The sequence below is a fragment of the Kordia sp. E genome, from assembly GCF_056033805.1.
This window is the reverse complement of the sequence record NZ_JBRASR010000002.1, coordinates 608,809-624,737: the sequence shown is the minus strand read 5'-3', so window position 1 is coordinate 624,737 and position 15,929 is coordinate 608,809. Positions and strand designations below refer to the sequence as shown.

Annotated in this window: 8 protein-coding genes; 5 read left to right on the top strand and 3 right to left on the bottom strand. The window is 34.1% G+C overall.

Going from position 1 to position 15,929, the window contains the following annotated elements:
• Nucleotides 1–6: 6 nt before the first annotated feature.
• Both ACUUYC_RS05835 and ACUUYC_RS05830 read right to left on the bottom strand, forming a co-directional pair.
• On the bottom strand, nucleotides 7–1,581 hold the full coding sequence (locus ACUUYC_RS05835; RefSeq protein ID WP_474264555.1) for an MFS transporter: 1,575 nt from the start codon (nucleotides 1,579–1,581) through the stop codon (nucleotides 7–9).
• Between the two features lie 201 nt (nucleotides 1,582–1,782).
• Entirely contained in the window at nucleotides 1,783–2,823 is a 1,041-nt protein-coding gene (locus ACUUYC_RS05830) for a LacI family DNA-binding transcriptional regulator (RefSeq protein ID WP_474264554.1), read from the bottom strand.
• A gap of 313 nt (nucleotides 2,824–3,136) precedes the next feature.
• On the opposite strand from ACUUYC_RS05830, the gene ACUUYC_RS05825 reads away from it, so the two are divergent.
• From ACUUYC_RS05825 to ACUUYC_RS05810, 4 genes are all read left to right on the top strand, one after another.
• Nucleotides 3,137–6,055 (top strand): SusC/RagA family TonB-linked outer membrane protein, encoded by a 2,919-nt coding sequence (locus tag ACUUYC_RS05825; RefSeq protein ID WP_474264552.1) that lies wholly within the window; start codon nucleotides 3,137–3,139, stop codon nucleotides 6,053–6,055.
• Between the two features lie 25 nt (nucleotides 6,056–6,080).
• Nucleotides 6,081–7,661, top strand: coding sequence for a RagB/SusD family nutrient uptake outer membrane protein (locus ACUUYC_RS05820; RefSeq protein WP_474266354.1), 1,581 nt, complete (start codon nucleotides 6,081–6,083; stop codon nucleotides 7,659–7,661).
• A 100-nt stretch (nucleotides 7,662–7,761) separates the two neighbouring features.
• Nucleotides 7,762–8,820 (top strand): SusE domain-containing protein, encoded by a 1,059-nt coding sequence (locus ACUUYC_RS05815; RefSeq protein WP_474264550.1) that lies wholly within the window; start codon nucleotides 7,762–7,764, stop codon nucleotides 8,818–8,820.
• A 160-nt stretch (nucleotides 8,821–8,980) separates the two neighbouring features.
• Nucleotides 8,981–11,857, top strand: coding sequence for an alpha-amylase family glycosyl hydrolase (locus tag ACUUYC_RS05810; RefSeq protein WP_474264548.1), 2,877 nt, complete (start codon nucleotides 8,981–8,983; stop codon nucleotides 11,855–11,857).
• 238 nt (nucleotides 11,858–12,095) lie between these two features.
• On the opposite strand, the gene ACUUYC_RS05805 is transcribed toward ACUUYC_RS05810, so the two are convergent.
• On the bottom strand, nucleotides 12,096–13,382 hold the full coding sequence (locus ACUUYC_RS05805; protein WP_474264546.1) for an AAA family ATPase: 1,287 nt from the start codon (nucleotides 13,380–13,382) through the stop codon (nucleotides 12,096–12,098).
• Nucleotides 13,383–13,721: 339 nt separating this feature from the next.
• Between ACUUYC_RS05805 and ACUUYC_RS05800 the strand changes: the two genes are divergently transcribed.
• A complete protein-coding gene (locus ACUUYC_RS05800; protein ID WP_474264545.1) occupies nucleotides 13,722–15,929 on the top strand; it encodes a peptidase domain-containing ABC transporter in 2,208 nt (735 codons plus the stop codon).

Here is a 15,929-nt window from a genome sequence, read left to right as displayed (position 1 = left end):
GTATGTTTATGATTCTTCTGTTTGGTAACTAATAGCGTTTTTGTTGGTAATTAGGAAATTACACAATCCAGCGATTATTAAACTGACTCCAGCTAGGATCATTGCGTTGATAGCGCCTTCACCAAAAAGTCCTGAGATAAAGTTAATTCCGCCCAAAGCGGCAATAATTTGAGGAATTACAATAAACATATTGAAGATTCCCATGATAACGCCCATTTTCTTTGGATCTACAGAGCTTGACAACATCGCATATGGCATGGATAGAATACTTCCCCAAGCAAAACCTATAAGTGTGAAACTTACGATTAGATAATCTGGAGAAGGAACAAAATACATCATTATGAATCCGATTCCACCAAGAATTAATGAAGCCATGTGTACAAATTTTCTATTGATTCTTCGTCTCGATGTGTATAACACAAGAACTAATGCAAAAACCATAGATGATAATCCATACGTTCCCATGTATGAACCAACTAAGTTGGATGATTTTTGAAATTTATCATTACTAGCCCAATACCATACTTTTTTATCTTGAAAAGAATTTGTTTTACTTTCTAAATACGTCAGTTTTTCTGATTCACTTTTTAAAGATGAATATGTTGCTAAGATTTCCTTGGAGGCAGCTGCATTAGCAATTAATGTGTCTTTGATTGCATTTTTTACAAATACACTATCTTTTGCAGCAATTGCTAAGAAATCAAGTGTATTTTGCTTTTTGAAACTATCATTTTTTTCTGCTTTCGCATATATTTCTTCCGTCGGATTAGGGTTTTTGAATACATGTTCTGTCAAAGCAGGATTTGCCATACTCCACATGGTGAAAAATGCAAACCAGCTAAAAAATTGAATGATACCTAAACGTTTCATTGTGGTAGGCATGCTACCAATATTTTCTAGAATGTTTGTAATGAAACTGCTTTTTTGCTTTTTCTCTCTTTCGAATTCCTCCATATCCTCAGGAGGATATTCTGTCGTTGTAAAAACAGTATATAGAATACTTACCATAAAGATAAAAGCTCCGATGGCAAATGCTACTTTTACAGACATAGGAACAACTCCGGAAGCAGCAGCATCACTAACGCCAAGCTTAGAAATCATCCAAGGTAAGTTACTAGCAACCCAAGTTCCAATACCAATAATTAGTGTTTGTACAACAAAACCATATGATCGTTGCGATTCTGGTAATTTATCAGCTACTAATGCTCTAAATGGTTCCATAGAAACATTGATAGAAGCATCAAGAATCCAAAGGAAACCTGCTGCCATCCATAATGTTGGCGAATGTGGTACAAAGAATAATGCGAGTGAACTTAGAATAGCTCCAATAAGGAAATAAGGTCTTCTTCTTCCTAATCGGGAATGCCAAGTTCGATCACTAAGGTATCCAATAATTGGTTGTACTATTAAACCCGTCAGTGGAGCAGCAATCCATAACATAGGAATGTCATCTTTAGCGGCACCGAGAGTTTGAAATATTCTAGACATGAATCCACCTTGCAAGGCAAACCCAAATTGTATTCCTAAGAAACCGAAACTCATGTTCCAAATTTCCCAGAAACTTAACTTACGCTTTTCCATTATCGTAATGTATTAGTTAGTACTAAGTACGATAAGCGCTATGACTTATCAAAACTTACTTTTATTTGAGAGATAAAAATATAAGTTCTGATTTTTTACGCTGTAAATATAGTTGTTTTTTTGAAATAGCCATGATTAAATTTAGAATCTGACCAATTTTACTTTCAAATTTTAATAATTTAAGCGCTGAAAATCACCTAATTATCGTGTGGTGTCACGTTCTATTAATGTTGTGTTGATGACTTCTGTATTGTATTTTTCTTCTTCTACAATTTCTTCTAATTTATCAATTAACATGGTTGCTGATCTTTCGCCCATTTCAACGGCATGTTGACTTATAGTACTTAATGATGGAATTGCATATTTGGACAATACACCATCAGTAAATGCAATGATAGAAAGATCTTCAGGAATTTTATATCCTTTGTTTATGGCAACTTTCATAGCAGTAATTGCATATAATTCGTTTACTGCAAAAATACCATCAATTGACTTTTCTTTGTCTAACAATGCTGAAATCTCTTTTTCTAAGGTTTCAATCTCAATTTCTTTATCCTTGTTTTCTTCAACTTTAATAATAAGCGAAGATTTTGGCTCTACTTTATGTTCTTCTAATGCTTGTAAATAGCCTTGTGTTCGGAGTTTTCCAACATTTACATAATCTTTTGTAGTGATGAGTGCAATGTTTTCACAACCACTTTCTATTAATTTAGCCACCGCTTTTTTAGAACCCATTTTATCATCAACAATTACCTTATCACAAGCAATTTCATTTACAACTCTATCAAACATGACAATAGGCATTCCTTGATTGATGGTTTCAGAAAAGTGGTGATAATCTTGTAAAAGCAGCGTTTCTTTGGCTACGGATAGTATAAAACCGTCAATACTTCCATTGGCAAGCATTTCAATATTAATCACTTCTTTATCAAATGATTCATTCGACAATCCAATAATAACATTATAACCTCTACTATTCGCTTCTTTTTCAATTCCACTAATTACTTTAGAAAAAAAGTGGTGGACAATTTCAGGAATAATAACACCAATCGTTTTTGTTCGCTTATTTTTTAGGCTTAACGCGATATTATTTGGACGGTAATTATATAGTTTTGCAAATGCCTGAACTTTGCTTCTAGTGTCTAAACTTATCTCTTTACTATTTCTTAATGCTTTCGAAACAGTTGATACAGAAACGTCTAATTCTCTGGCTATTTGTTTGAGGGTTACTTTTCGTTTCATGATGGTTTATTATAAGATCAATAATTAAAGCTGTGATTTTCTATTTTTTTGTTAAAAATACGCTGTTTTGATTAGATTAAACTCAATGATTACAAAAGTTGTCAACACGAAAACGATTGCGTAACCCTAAAATTTATGCCTGCATTTTTATTTACTCAAAATTTACATAGTTTTAACAGCGAGAGGTAAAAATATAGAGTATTTAAACTTAAAAGATTACGTAAATGACGAACAATTTGTTCAGAAATGTTTACTAAAATACGTGATTGTTTTTCGACAATTTTGAAAATAAAAAACTAAACAAATGAAGAAAATGCAAAAATTTATTTTGTTTTTGGCTTTTTTTATTCCACTAGGAATGTTTGCCCAAACAAAAGTGACGGGTGTTGTTACTGAAAAAGGTACTGAAACTCCATTATTAGGAGTGAATGTAATCGTAAAAGGAACAACAAACGGAACCACAACTGACTTTGATGGTAAATACCAAGTCAATGTTAGTGACGGACAAACCATCGTATTTTCCTATGTAGGATTTAAAAGTCAGGAAGTACTATATACAGGACAAACTAGCGTAAATGTTGCACTTGAAGAAGATGCATCCAAACTAGATGAGGTTATTGTAGTTGGGTATGGTTCGGCAGTAAAGAAAGATGTAACTGGAGCTGTAGAATCAGTAACATCTGATGATTTTAATGGTGGAGCGATTGTTTCTCCAGAACAATTAATTTCTGGTAAAACAGCCGGAGTACAAGTAACACCACCAAGTGGAGCGCCAGGTTCTGGTTCTGCTATTAAGATTAGAGGTGGAGTTTCTTCGTTATCGGCAAGTTCAAGTCCATTGATTGTAGTTGATGGAGTTCCGTTAGACCAAGGAAATAGCGGACTTAATTATATCAATGCAAATGATATTGAATCATTTACGGTATTAAAAGATGCTTCTGCTGCTTCTATCTACGGATCGAGAGCAACTGGTGGAGTTATCTTAATTACTACGAAAACAGGAAAATCGGGTCAACCAATAAACATTAATGTAAATCATTATACTTCTGTTGGAAGCAACGTAAATGAAGTAGATGTTTTATCATCAACTCAATTTAGAGATTTAGTGTCGACTAATGGAAATGCAAATCAAATTGCGCAATTAGGAGATACAAGTACTGATTGGCAAGATCAAATTTATAGAGGTTCATTAACATCAGATACAAACGTAACAATTTCTGGTGGTTTTGATAATTCTAATTATAGAGCTTCTATTGGATATGTTAATCAAAGAGGAACTTTACGTAATTCTAAAGTACAACGTTGGACAGGTTCTGTGAAGTTTATTCAACGATTATTAAATGATGATCTTAAAATTGAAGCAAATGTATTAGGTGCTTTATTAGATGACACTTTTGGAAATACTGGCGCAATTGGAGCAGCAGTTTCTTTTGATCCAACGCAATCTGTATTTGACGCAACAAGTCCTTTTGGTGGATATACTGAAAATGTAAACAATGATGGTACTATCAACACAATTGCGGTTCGTAACCCAGTTGGTTTATTAGAACTAAACAGTAATACAGCAGATACAAAAAGAAGTACAGGAAGTTTAAAATTGGATTATACACTACCATTTTTTAGAGATATTAAAGTGACTGCAAAAGGTGGATATGATTATTTTGAAGTAGATGGAAACTTAAATATTCCAGCAACTGCAGCTTCAAACTTCAACGATCAAGGACTAGTAGGAACATATAGCACACTTAACAGAAGTAAATTGTTAGACTTGTATGCAAACTACAAGAAAGATATTGAAAGTATAAAAAGTACAGTTGATGTAACAGTTGGTCACTCTTTCCAAAACTTTTACAGATCAAACAGATTCCAAAATACAACTGGAATTGGTCAGGTAACTGGAAATGTATTTAAGACAGAAAACGCTTTAGAATCTTACTTTGGTAGAGTAAACTTTTCGTATGACGATAAATACTTACTAACGTTCAACTTAAGAAATGATAGCTCATCTCGTTTAAATCCAGATGATCGTTCAGACTTTTTTGGCGGACTTTCATTAGGATGGAATATTATCGATGAAAATTTCATGAAAGGTTCAAAAGTATTCTCTCAATTAAAATTAAGAGCTGGATACGGAGAAACTGGACAGCAAGAATTTGGTCAAGATTACGGATACATTCCACGTTATACAACAGGTGATGGACAAGTACAGTACCAATTTGGATACAATTCTGATGGAACACCACGTTTTGTAACAACACTTCGTCCTGAAGAATATGATGAAAACTTACGTTGGGAACGTTCTAAAACCTTTAACATTGGTTTGGATTTCGGATTCTTCAACGATCGCTTAACAGGTTCGGTAGAAGTATATGAGCGTAAAGTAGAAGATTTAATCAACTTTATTCCAGTACCAGCAGGAACAAACTTATCAAACGCTTTATTTACAAACGTTGGTAACTTAGAAAATAGAGGTTTAGAAGTAAATTTAAATGCTACAATTATAGAAAATGATAAATTTTCATGGAACACAAACTTCAATGTTTCTTTCTTCGAGAACAAAATCACGAAACTATTCTTAACAGACGATCCAACATCTCCAGGTTCTCCAACAGGAGGAATTGCAGGTGGAGTTGGTAACACAATTCAAATTAACTCTGTTGGGTATGAAGCAAACTCTTTTTATGTATTCAAACAAATATACGATGCACAAGGAGCGCCGATTGAAGGAGCATATGTAGATATTAACGCTGATGGTGTTATTGATACAAATGATAGATACAGATACAAGAGTCCAAATCCAGATGCTGTACTTGGTTTCACATCAAACATGCAGTACGGAAAATTTGATTTCGGGTTTACTATGAGAGCTAGTATAGGAAACTATGCTTACAATAACGTAGCGTCTAACACAGGAAATGTTGCAGCTTTATTTGGAGCGAATTCTATCAACAATGTAAACGCATCAATCTTAGATACAGGATTTCAAAATCAACAATTATTCTCTGATTACTACGTACAAGATGCTTCTTTCTTAAAATTAGATAACTTAACGATAGGATATAACTTAGACAACATCTTCAAAGATGTACGTATGAGAGTATACGCAACAGGACAAAACTTATTTGTAATAACAGATTACGATGGATTAGATCCTGAAATTAGTGGTGGAATTGACAACAATTTCTATCCAAGATCAAGAAACATATTGATGGGACTTAATTTGAACTTATAAAAAGTAATACCAAATACACACAATGATGAAAACAATTAAAAAACAATCAAATCGTATAGGTATTGTACTGCTATTGCTAATAGCGAGCATAGGATTTACTTCTTGTGAAAGCGAACTCGATTTAGAGCCAATAGTAGAGCAGTCAGCAGCAGATGTATTCGATGATCCTGCGGCATATGAGCAATTTCTTGCCAGAATCTATGCAGGTTTTGTAGTAAGTGGACAACAAGGTCCAGCAGGTAATCCTGATATTACAGGAATTGACGAAGGATTCTCAAACTACTTAAGACAATACTGGAAACACCAACAATTAACCACTGATGAAGCGTTAATTGCTTGGAATGATGGAACCATTCATGACCTTAACTGGCAAGTATGGACACCAGCAAACGAGTTTATTACAGCAATGTATAACAGAATCTATTTTCAAATCTCTATTTCTAACGAATTCTTAAGAGCAACAGCAGATGTTCCTGAATCAGAATTTTTACCAGCAGCTTACAAAGCTGAGGTGCGATTCTTAAGAGCATTAAGTTACTGGCATGCCATTGATATGTTTGGAGATATTCCTTTTGTAACAGAACAAGATCCTATTGGAGCATTTTTACCAACACAAGGAAGCAGACAAGAAGTGTTTGATTTTATTATTTCTGAATTGACTTCAATTGAATCAACAATGATTGGTGCACGTCAAAATGTATATGGAAGAGCAGACAAAGCTGCTGTTTGGATGTTATTAGCAAAACTTCACTTAAATGCTGAGGTATATACAGGAACTGATCAAAGTGCACAAGCAATTCCATACCTAGAAAATATTATTGGAGCAGGTTATGTACTTCATGATAACTATGATGAATTATTCTTAGCAGACAACGATACGAATGGAGCTCAAAACGAATTCATTTTCACTTTTAATTCTGATGGATTAAACACACAAGGATTTGGAGCCATGACATTCTTAGTACATGCGCCAGTTGGTGGAAACATGAGTGCAGCGGCTTTCGGTATCAACGGAGGTTGGGGCGGAATTAGAACTACGAGTGCTTTTGTAAACAAATTCTCAGCTTCAGAATTAGTTACAGATAACAGAGCAAACTTCTTTACTGATGGTCAAGAATTAGAAATTGCAGATGTATTCAATTTTAATGACGGATATGCAGTAGAAAAGTTCAAAAACGTAACAAGCACTGGCGTTCAAGGATCAGATAGTTCAGGAGACTTTATCGATACGGATTTTCCTGTATTCAGATTAGCTGATGCGTACTTAATGTATGCTGAAGCTGTAAAAAGAAGTGGAACAGGCGACCAAGGATTAGCAGTACAATATGTAAACTTAGTAAGACAGCGCTCAAACGCAAACCCAATTGGTGGATTTTCAGATATCACAGATGAATTCTTATTAGCAGAACGTTCAAAAGAATTACACTGGGAAGCACACAGAAGAACAGATTTAATTCGTTTCGGACAATTCTCTGATCAAGGGATTTGGCCGTGGAAAGGAAATGTAGAAACAGGAACAACAACGGAAGCATTCAGAGACTTATTTCCAATTCCATCTACAGATATTACCGCAAACCCTAACTTAACTCAAAACCCAGGTTACTAAAAAAATATACAAATGAAATGAGCAACAATACTAGTTGTTGTTAACCAATAAGGTTATTAGCGAATTCCATTTGACCGAATTATAAAAAAAGTATATACAAATGAAAAACTTAAATAAAATATCAGCAGGCTTTTTAGCAGTAGTTGCCTTTGTTGGATTCAACGCGTGTAGTGATGATGATAATTTAATCATTGCTAGTCCAGAAGGCGGACCACAATTAGTTACACCAGCATCAGGAACAGCAATTGTTTTGAGTGCAGCAAACGAACAAAACGTAGCTACTACGTTAGTATGGAATGACGCGGATTACAATGCGCAAACCGCTATTAATTATAGTGTAGAGATTGCTTTAGCAGGAACAGACTTCGCTACACCAATTGCAGGTGGATCAACTAATGAGCGTTTTATCTCTTGGACAAATCAGCAATTAAATGATGTATCTATCGCTGCAGGATTAAATCCATTTGTAGCAGGAGACTTAGATGTACGTGTAATTTCTTCGATTGGAGCACAAGATGCACAACAACAAATTTCAGATGTAATTACGCTAAACATTACACCATACACTACTTCGTTACCTAAAATTGCAGTACCAGGAGATCACCAAGGATGGGATCCAGCTACAGCACCAAGATTAGCTTCTTCTGAATTTGGAGCTACTGACTATGAAGGATATGTTTGGTTAGAAACTGAATACAAATTTGTGGCGCCAGATGCCGCAGGAAACTTTGCTTGGGGAAATACAGATTGGGGAGATGATGGAAGTTTCTCAGGAGTTTTAGTAGAAGATGGAGAATCAAATGTGCAAGCTTCATCAGGATACTACTTATTAAAAGTAGATACAGGAGACTTAACATATAGTGCTGCACAATATAGTTGGGGACTTATCGGATCAGGAACACCAACAGGTTGGGACAGTGATACTGATATGGTCTATGACGCTGCATCAGGAACTTGGTCAGTAACCTTAGATTTAACTGCTGAAGAAATTAAATTCAGAGCAAACGACGGTTGGGATTGGAACTATGGAGATACTGGAGCTGACGGTTCATTGGAAAATGGAGGAGATAATATTGCAGTACCAGCAGCTGGAAACTATACAATAGTATTAGACTTAAGCAATCCGAGAGAATACACATATACATTGACACTTAATTAATTCAATGATCACTCAAAAAGGCTGTAATACTTATTACAGCCTTTTTTATCTTACACTATCAAAGAGTACACCACGTAATCGATATGAAATGCGTTATGACAAGCTTATAATCATATAAGGTGAATTCATGACAAGTTCCATCTGACTAAAACAAAAACAGATGAAAAAAAAATTACACATACTATTCCTATTACTTACAAGTTTTGCTTACGCGCAAGTAACCATAACACCAACACCTTTTGAGGTGAATCAAACAATTACAATTACTGTTGATATTAATAGTTCAGCAACAGATTGTGACGGAATCAACAACCCAAATAAAGTATACATGCACTCAGGTGCTGGAACCAATAGTAACCCTTGGACATATGTTGTTGGAAACTGGGGACAAGATGATGGCGTTGGAGAAATGACTGATATGGGCGGCGGATTATGGCAAATTCAAATAATTCCTGAAACATACTACGGACTAACCACTGCACAAGCAGCAACCATTACTAAAATGGGAATGGTTTTCAGAAACGAAACAGGAAGCCAAGAATTAAAAGCAACAGGATGTAGTGATTTCTTCTTTGATGTTGGAGCATTTCAGTCAACATTAGTAACTCCAAATGATGGAAGTACAACAATATTAGCTTCAGGATCAAACTTAGCAATTACTGCAAATAATACAGGCGGAACTGCTACATATGTATTAAAAGCAAATGGAGCAACGATAAACTCCACTAGTGGTTCTTCATATTCATATACGGATATGAACATCACTTCAAATAAAAATTACGAATTGGATGTTACATTAAGTGGAACAACAATTACAAAAAACTTTAGCGTTATCATCAATCCAGGAACTGCAACACAAGCAATGCCAGCAGGAATGGAAGATGGTATCAATTACAATGCAGACACGTCAAAAGCAACGTTGGTGTTAGATGCACCAAACAAAGACTTTGTATATGTAGCAGGAAGTTTCAATAACTGGCAACCTGATACTTCATATGCCATGAAAAAAGATGGAACAACAGGTAAATTTTGGTTGGAAATCTCTGGATTAACATCAGGGCAAAACTATACGTATCAATATTGGGTGATAGATGAAACACCAATTGCAAACTCACCATCATTAGTAAAAACAGCTGATCCATACTCAACATTAGTGTTATCGCCTTTTGATGATCCTTCTATTCCTGCAACAACCTATCCAAACCTTCCAACTTATCCTGCAGGACAAGAACGTGAAGTAACGGTATTACAAACAGGACAAACACCATATGCTTGGCAAGTAACAAATTTTGCAAAACCTAAAAAGGAAGATTTAATCGTATACGAAGTATTAATTCGCGATTTTGATGCAGATAGAAATTATCAAAACCTAATAGATCGTATTGATTACTTTAAAAATTTAAACGTAAATGCAATTCAATTAATGCCAATCATGGAATTTGAAGGCAATGAAAGTTGGGGATACAATACTTCATTCCACTTAGCATTAGACAAATATTACGGAACTCCAGAGAAGTTCAAGGAATTTGTAGACTTATGTCATCAAAATGGAATTGCAGTAATTTTAGATGTAGCATTAAATCATGCATTTGGAAGAAACCCAATGGTACGTATGTGGATGAACGATCCGGACAATGACGGTTGGGGAGAACCAAGTTCAGAAAACCCGTATTTCAACGAAGTTGCAACACATAGTTATAGTGTTGGTTCTGATTTCAATCATCAACAAGCAAGAACACAATATTATACAGAACGCGTTGTAAAACACTGGATTGAAGAATACAATATTGATGGTTTTCGTTGGGATTTAACAAAAGGATTCACGCAAGAATGTACCGCTGGAGATGATGGTTGTACAAACGGATACAGAAATGATCGTGTTGCAATCTTAAAGCAATATGCTGACTATTCTTGGAGCTTAGATGCGGATCATTATGTAATATTTGAACACTTAGGTCAAGACAATGAAGAAAAAGAATGGGCAGATTACCGATTAGGTGAAGGAAAAGGAATAATGATGTGGGGAAAAATGACAGATCAATATAACCAATTAACTATGGGATTTGCTTCCAACGCTGATATTTCAAGAATGGGGCATACTAGTAGAGGTTTCAATGGACCAAGATTAATGGGATATGCGGAAAGTCATGATGAAGAACGATTAATGTATAAAAACTTGCAATTTGGAAATACTGCTTTATCATCACACAACGTACAAGATTTAAATACTGCATTATCAAGAATGTCTGCATTAGGTGCGGCTTCACTTACGATTCCTGGTCCAAAAATGATTTGGCACTTTGGCGCATTAGGAATGGAAAACTCAATCTTTACTTGTAATAATGGAAGTGTAAACTTACCAAGTGATGGAACACCAGGCGATTGTAAATTAGATACAAAACCACAACCACAATGGACAGACAACTGGTTAGCGGATGCAAACAGAGCAAAAATATATAATGATTGGGCGCGCATTATTAAGTTGAAAACAGAAGAACCAGTTTTTGAAGGAAACTATTCAATTAGTCCGTATATCAACGATATCAGACAACGTATTTATATTTGGGATGATACTATTCCTGCATCAGCATTGAAAAACGTAGTGGTTATATGTAATTTCTCTGTGGCAGATTTATCGATTGTTCCCGATTTTCCATACACCGGAACTTGGTATGATTTAATGGACGAAACTGGCGCTACAACTATCAATGTAACCAATACGGCTGATCCAATAGCAATTCCTGCTGGACAGTTTAGAATCTTTGGAAATCAACAAACTGTGTTAAGTACTGATGAATTTCAAAATACAACGAATACAATCTCATTATATCCAAATCCTGCTTCGGACAGTTTTAAATTAAACAAAAATGTAGAAGAAGTATTAATTTATGATATCACAGGAAAGCAAATCAAAGCATTTGAAGGTGGATTTACTGCTGGACATACGTTTGATGTAAATGAATTATCAAGAGCGTTATATGTTGTTAAAATTATTTCTAACGAAGGAACTGCAACAAAACGATTACTTATTGATTAATTTGAATAGTATTTTTCTCTAATAAAGAATCGGCTATACTATCATTATTTGACTAAACTTGTTCGTAACTAGCTAGTGTTACAATCAAAAATTACGAGAGAAATATTTAAAAAAGTCGCTATGAAAATAGCGACTTTTGATGTTTAAGAAAATGAATTTAAAGAAATAAGGATACAAGGAATTACGTCATAGTTGACGATTTTATTGTTAGTAAGAAAAATGTGTTTTTTGAGAATACTTACGCTTTAAACAAATGAAGTTCTTTGTTAATTTGTAGATCAGGCAATCCGTCGTATTTACCTTCTAAATAATCTTTTTCAAAAGAAGCATCTTTACGAACTTTTTTGTCATATAACGATTCCAACTTCGTAATTCCGTAAGCGTCTTTTTCTGCAATCATAATTTGATCTCTTCTAAAAAGCTTCCGTTTGGAATTGATTAATGACGAATTGTGCGAAGCAAAAATTAATTGTGCGCCATGTGGATTATTTTGCTCTGAATTAAACAACTCAATAATTGCCTTGCTTAAATGTGGATGCAACTGTGCGTCAAACTCATCAATAATAAGTGTTTTTCCGTGTAATAATGTATCAATAATTGGTCCTGAAAGTGCTACATATTTACAAGTTCCCAACGATTCATTGGCAAAAAGGTTGAAGTAAATATTGTCTACTTCTTCATTATTTTCATCGTACACAGTATGTTTTGTACTAACCACTACGTTTTCCTCATCAGATTCTAAAATCATTTTTCTGATTTCTTTCGGAACGTTTCCTTTTTCCAAAATTTCCTCTGTAAGTTTAAAACGTTCCACTTTCGTTTCTGTAAAACCTAAATTAGCGCCAGCAATAAAATTATCAATGAATTTTTTCTTTGCAGGATTATCCATCATATCAATTGTGTAGTTCACAGTGAAACGATCTTGCATTCCAGAAATGTATTGCACATTATTCATGGCTTTTAAAATGCCAATTCCGGTTGGAATATTAAATTGAGCACACACAGAAAGAAATAATGCATTTTTACGTGTAATAGATGTTAAGTTAGAACTTGCAGCATCAAATTTTTTGGTAGTTTTTATATCTTGAAACTCGCGTTCAAATAGTAATTGCTCTTTATTTTTAGTAGTAATGTACAGCCATTCACTATGTATTTGTTCTTCGTCTACTTTAAAACCATATCTATATTTTGATTCATCATGAATAAAGACAAGTTCAAATAAACTTGGTTCTTCAATAGATTCTGTAGACAAACAAAAAGGTTGTACTTCAATGGCTTCGTCTGCTTGTGAATCCTTTGACGAACTCAAAATAAGCTTTCGAGCAAAATTAATCGCCTTAAACAAATTACTTTTTCCATTCGCGTTTGCTCCGTAAATAACCATACTTTTTAAAAGCGTTAAGTTTTTTAACGGTGTATCAAAAAGATTGGTATTTCGCAGTTCAGTCAAAGAAGTTGCTGTCAAATCAATAGTGGATCTATTTTTGAACGACAAATAATTTTCTACTGTGAATTTTACGAGCATTTAGGTTAAAATTTATTGTTTAACATGACAAATATATAAATTTGTACGATATTTTCGTGTAAAAAGGTAAATTTATTTTGGTTGTGTAAAATAAAAATCTATATTTGTACGTGTTTTTCTCATAAAGCATTCATTTTTTTGAGATATGACATAAATATTTGAAGATAATTCGTAATTATCGTATAAAGTAGATGAATTGGTGATAAAGTCTCTTAAACCAAGATATAAATCACTGAAAAACAAGAATAGAAGGACATATTGTAACGCTACTTTTTCAAATAGATTGACAGATTAAAAAAAAGTTATTTAAACGAATAAGTTACACTAGAAAAAAAGTTAATGGTAAAAAGAGAATTTCCTTTTTATAGACAGTTAGATCAAATGGATTGTGGACCAACATGTTTGCGCATGGTGGCGAAGCATTTTGGTCGCGCATATACAATTGACTTTCTAAGGAAGAAAGCAAATATTACTAGAGAAGGAGTTTCTTTAGGTGGAATTGCTGAAGCTGCTGAAGAAATAGGATTGCACACATTGGCGGTTAGCGTTGATTATAAAACGTTAATTGACGAAGTTCCTTATCCTTGTATTGCGCATTGGAGACAACGTCATTTTGTTGTTGTTTACAAAATAAGAAGAAACACAGTATACGTTGCAGATCCTGCACACGGTTTGGTAAAGTATTCAAAAGAAGACTTTATTAAAGGTTGGATGGGAAGCAATGTGGATCAAGAAACAGCAGAAGGATATTTGTTGTTATTAGAACCAACACCTGAGTTTTATGAATTAGAAAAAGAAGAAAAGAAAGAATACGGGTTCAAGTTCTTATTCTGGTACTTTAAACCGTATAAAAAATATATCGCTCAGTTAATTTTAGGATTACTGGTCGGGAGTTTGCTGCAATTAATATTTCCGTTTTTGACACAATCCGTCGTCGATTACGGTATTAACTATCAGAATAAAAACTTTGTATTTCTGATATTAATTGCGCAGTTAACGTTATTTATTTCGCAAACTACCGTAGAATTAATTCGAGGTTGGATATTACTCCATATGACGAGTCGGATTAACATTAACCTGATTTCCGATTTCTTAATTAAGTTGATGCGATTGCCAATTGCCTTTTTCGATTCCAAAAATACGGGAGATATTATTCAACGTATTTACGATCATAACAGAATTCAGAGTTTCTTGTCTTCAACAACATTAAACACATTGTTTTCTGCTTTTAACATGATTATTTTCGGAGCTGTATTAGCCTATTATAACATGCAAATATTTACCGTATTCTTTATCGGTTCGGCATTGTATATTGGTTGGACATTACTTTTTATGAAAAAGAGAGCCGAACTAGATTATAAACGATTTGATCAATCTTCGGACAATCAAAGTAGTTTGTATCAATTGATTTCTGGAATGCAGGAAATAAAATTAAACGGTTCAGAACGTAGAAGACGTTGGGAATGGGAAGCTATTCAAGTTCGATTATTCAAAATATCGATCAAAGGATTGACACTTTCACAAACACAAAATACAGGTGGACGATTCATTAACGAATTAAAAAACATCTTAATTACATTTATTGCGGCAACCGCTGTAATTGACGATCCGTTATTTACATTAGGTATGATGCTTTCGGTTCAGTATATCATTGGACAATTAAACTTACCAATTAATAACTTTATTACGTTCATACAATCTGGACAAGATGCAAAAATTAGTTTAGAGCGTTTATCTGAAATTCATAATAAAGATGATGAAGAAGATCGTTTTGAGGAGAATATAAAACAACTTCCGGCAGATAAAACAATTACGTTAAAAGATGCTAGTTTCCGTTATGGAGGAAAAAGCTCACCGTTAATTCTTGACAAATTAAATGTTGAAATTCCAGAAGGAAAAGTAACGGCAATTGTTGGAGCGAGTGGAAGTGGAAAAACAACGTTAATAAAACTATTATTGAAATTCTATGAATTTAATGAAGGTTCATTGAATGTTGGACCGCATAAAGTAGGTGATATAAGCACAAAAGTTTGGCGTAAATCCTGTGGGTCAGTAATGCAAGATGGTTTCCTATTTGGAGATACGATTGCAAGAAATATTACAGAGTCTGATTCGGAAGGAATTATTGACAAACAACGACTGATTCATGCTGTAAAAGTGGCAAACATTGAAGAATTTATTGAAGAATTGCCATCAGGATATAACACAAAAATTGGTTCAAGTGGTGTGAATGTTTCTGGAGGACAAAAGCAACGTATTTTAATTGCACGTTCTGTTTATAAAGATCCAAAGTATATTTTCTTTGATGAAGCAACAAGTGCTTTAGATGCGAATAACGAGAAGGTTATTATGGAAAACCTTCAAGAATTTTACAAAGGAAAAACAGTAGTTGTAGTAGCACACCGTTTGAGTACGGTAAAAAATGCAGATCAAATTATTGTATTAGACAAAGGAAAGATCATTGAACTCGGAAATCATGAAGAGTTAACCGCAAAACGTGGAGCATATTATACATTAGTAAAGAATCAATTAGAGCTAGGAAACTAA

Excerpts from the sequence above, each read along its gene's own strand:
- ACUUYC_RS05835 (WP_474264555.1), bottom strand. The coding sequence starts at position 1,581 with ATGGAAAAGCGTAAGTTAAGTTTCTGGGAAATTTGGAACATGAGTTTC.
- ACUUYC_RS05805 (WP_474264546.1), bottom strand. The coding sequence starts at position 13,382 with ATGCTCGTAAAATTCACAGTAGAAAATTATTTGTCGTTCAAAAATAGA.
- ACUUYC_RS05830 (WP_474264554.1), bottom strand. The coding sequence starts at position 2,823 with ATGAAACGAAAAGTAACCCTCAAACAAATAGCCAGAGAATTAGACGTT.
- ACUUYC_RS05820 (WP_474266354.1), top strand. The coding sequence starts at position 6,081 with ATGAAAACAATTAAAAAACAATCAAATCGTATAGGTATTGTACTGCTA.
- ACUUYC_RS05825 (WP_474264552.1), top strand. The coding sequence starts at position 3,137 with ATGCAAAAATTTATTTTGTTTTTGGCTTTTTTTATTCCACTAGGAATG.
- ACUUYC_RS05815 (WP_474264550.1), top strand. The coding sequence starts at position 7,762 with ATGAAAAACTTAAATAAAATATCAGCAGGCTTTTTAGCAGTAGTTGCC.
- ACUUYC_RS05810 (WP_474264548.1), top strand. The coding sequence starts at position 8,981 with ATGAAAAAAAAATTACACATACTATTCCTATTACTTACAAGTTTTGCT.
- ACUUYC_RS05800 (WP_474264545.1), top strand. The coding sequence starts at position 13,722 with ATGGTAAAAAGAGAATTTCCTTTTTATAGACAGTTAGATCAAATGGAT.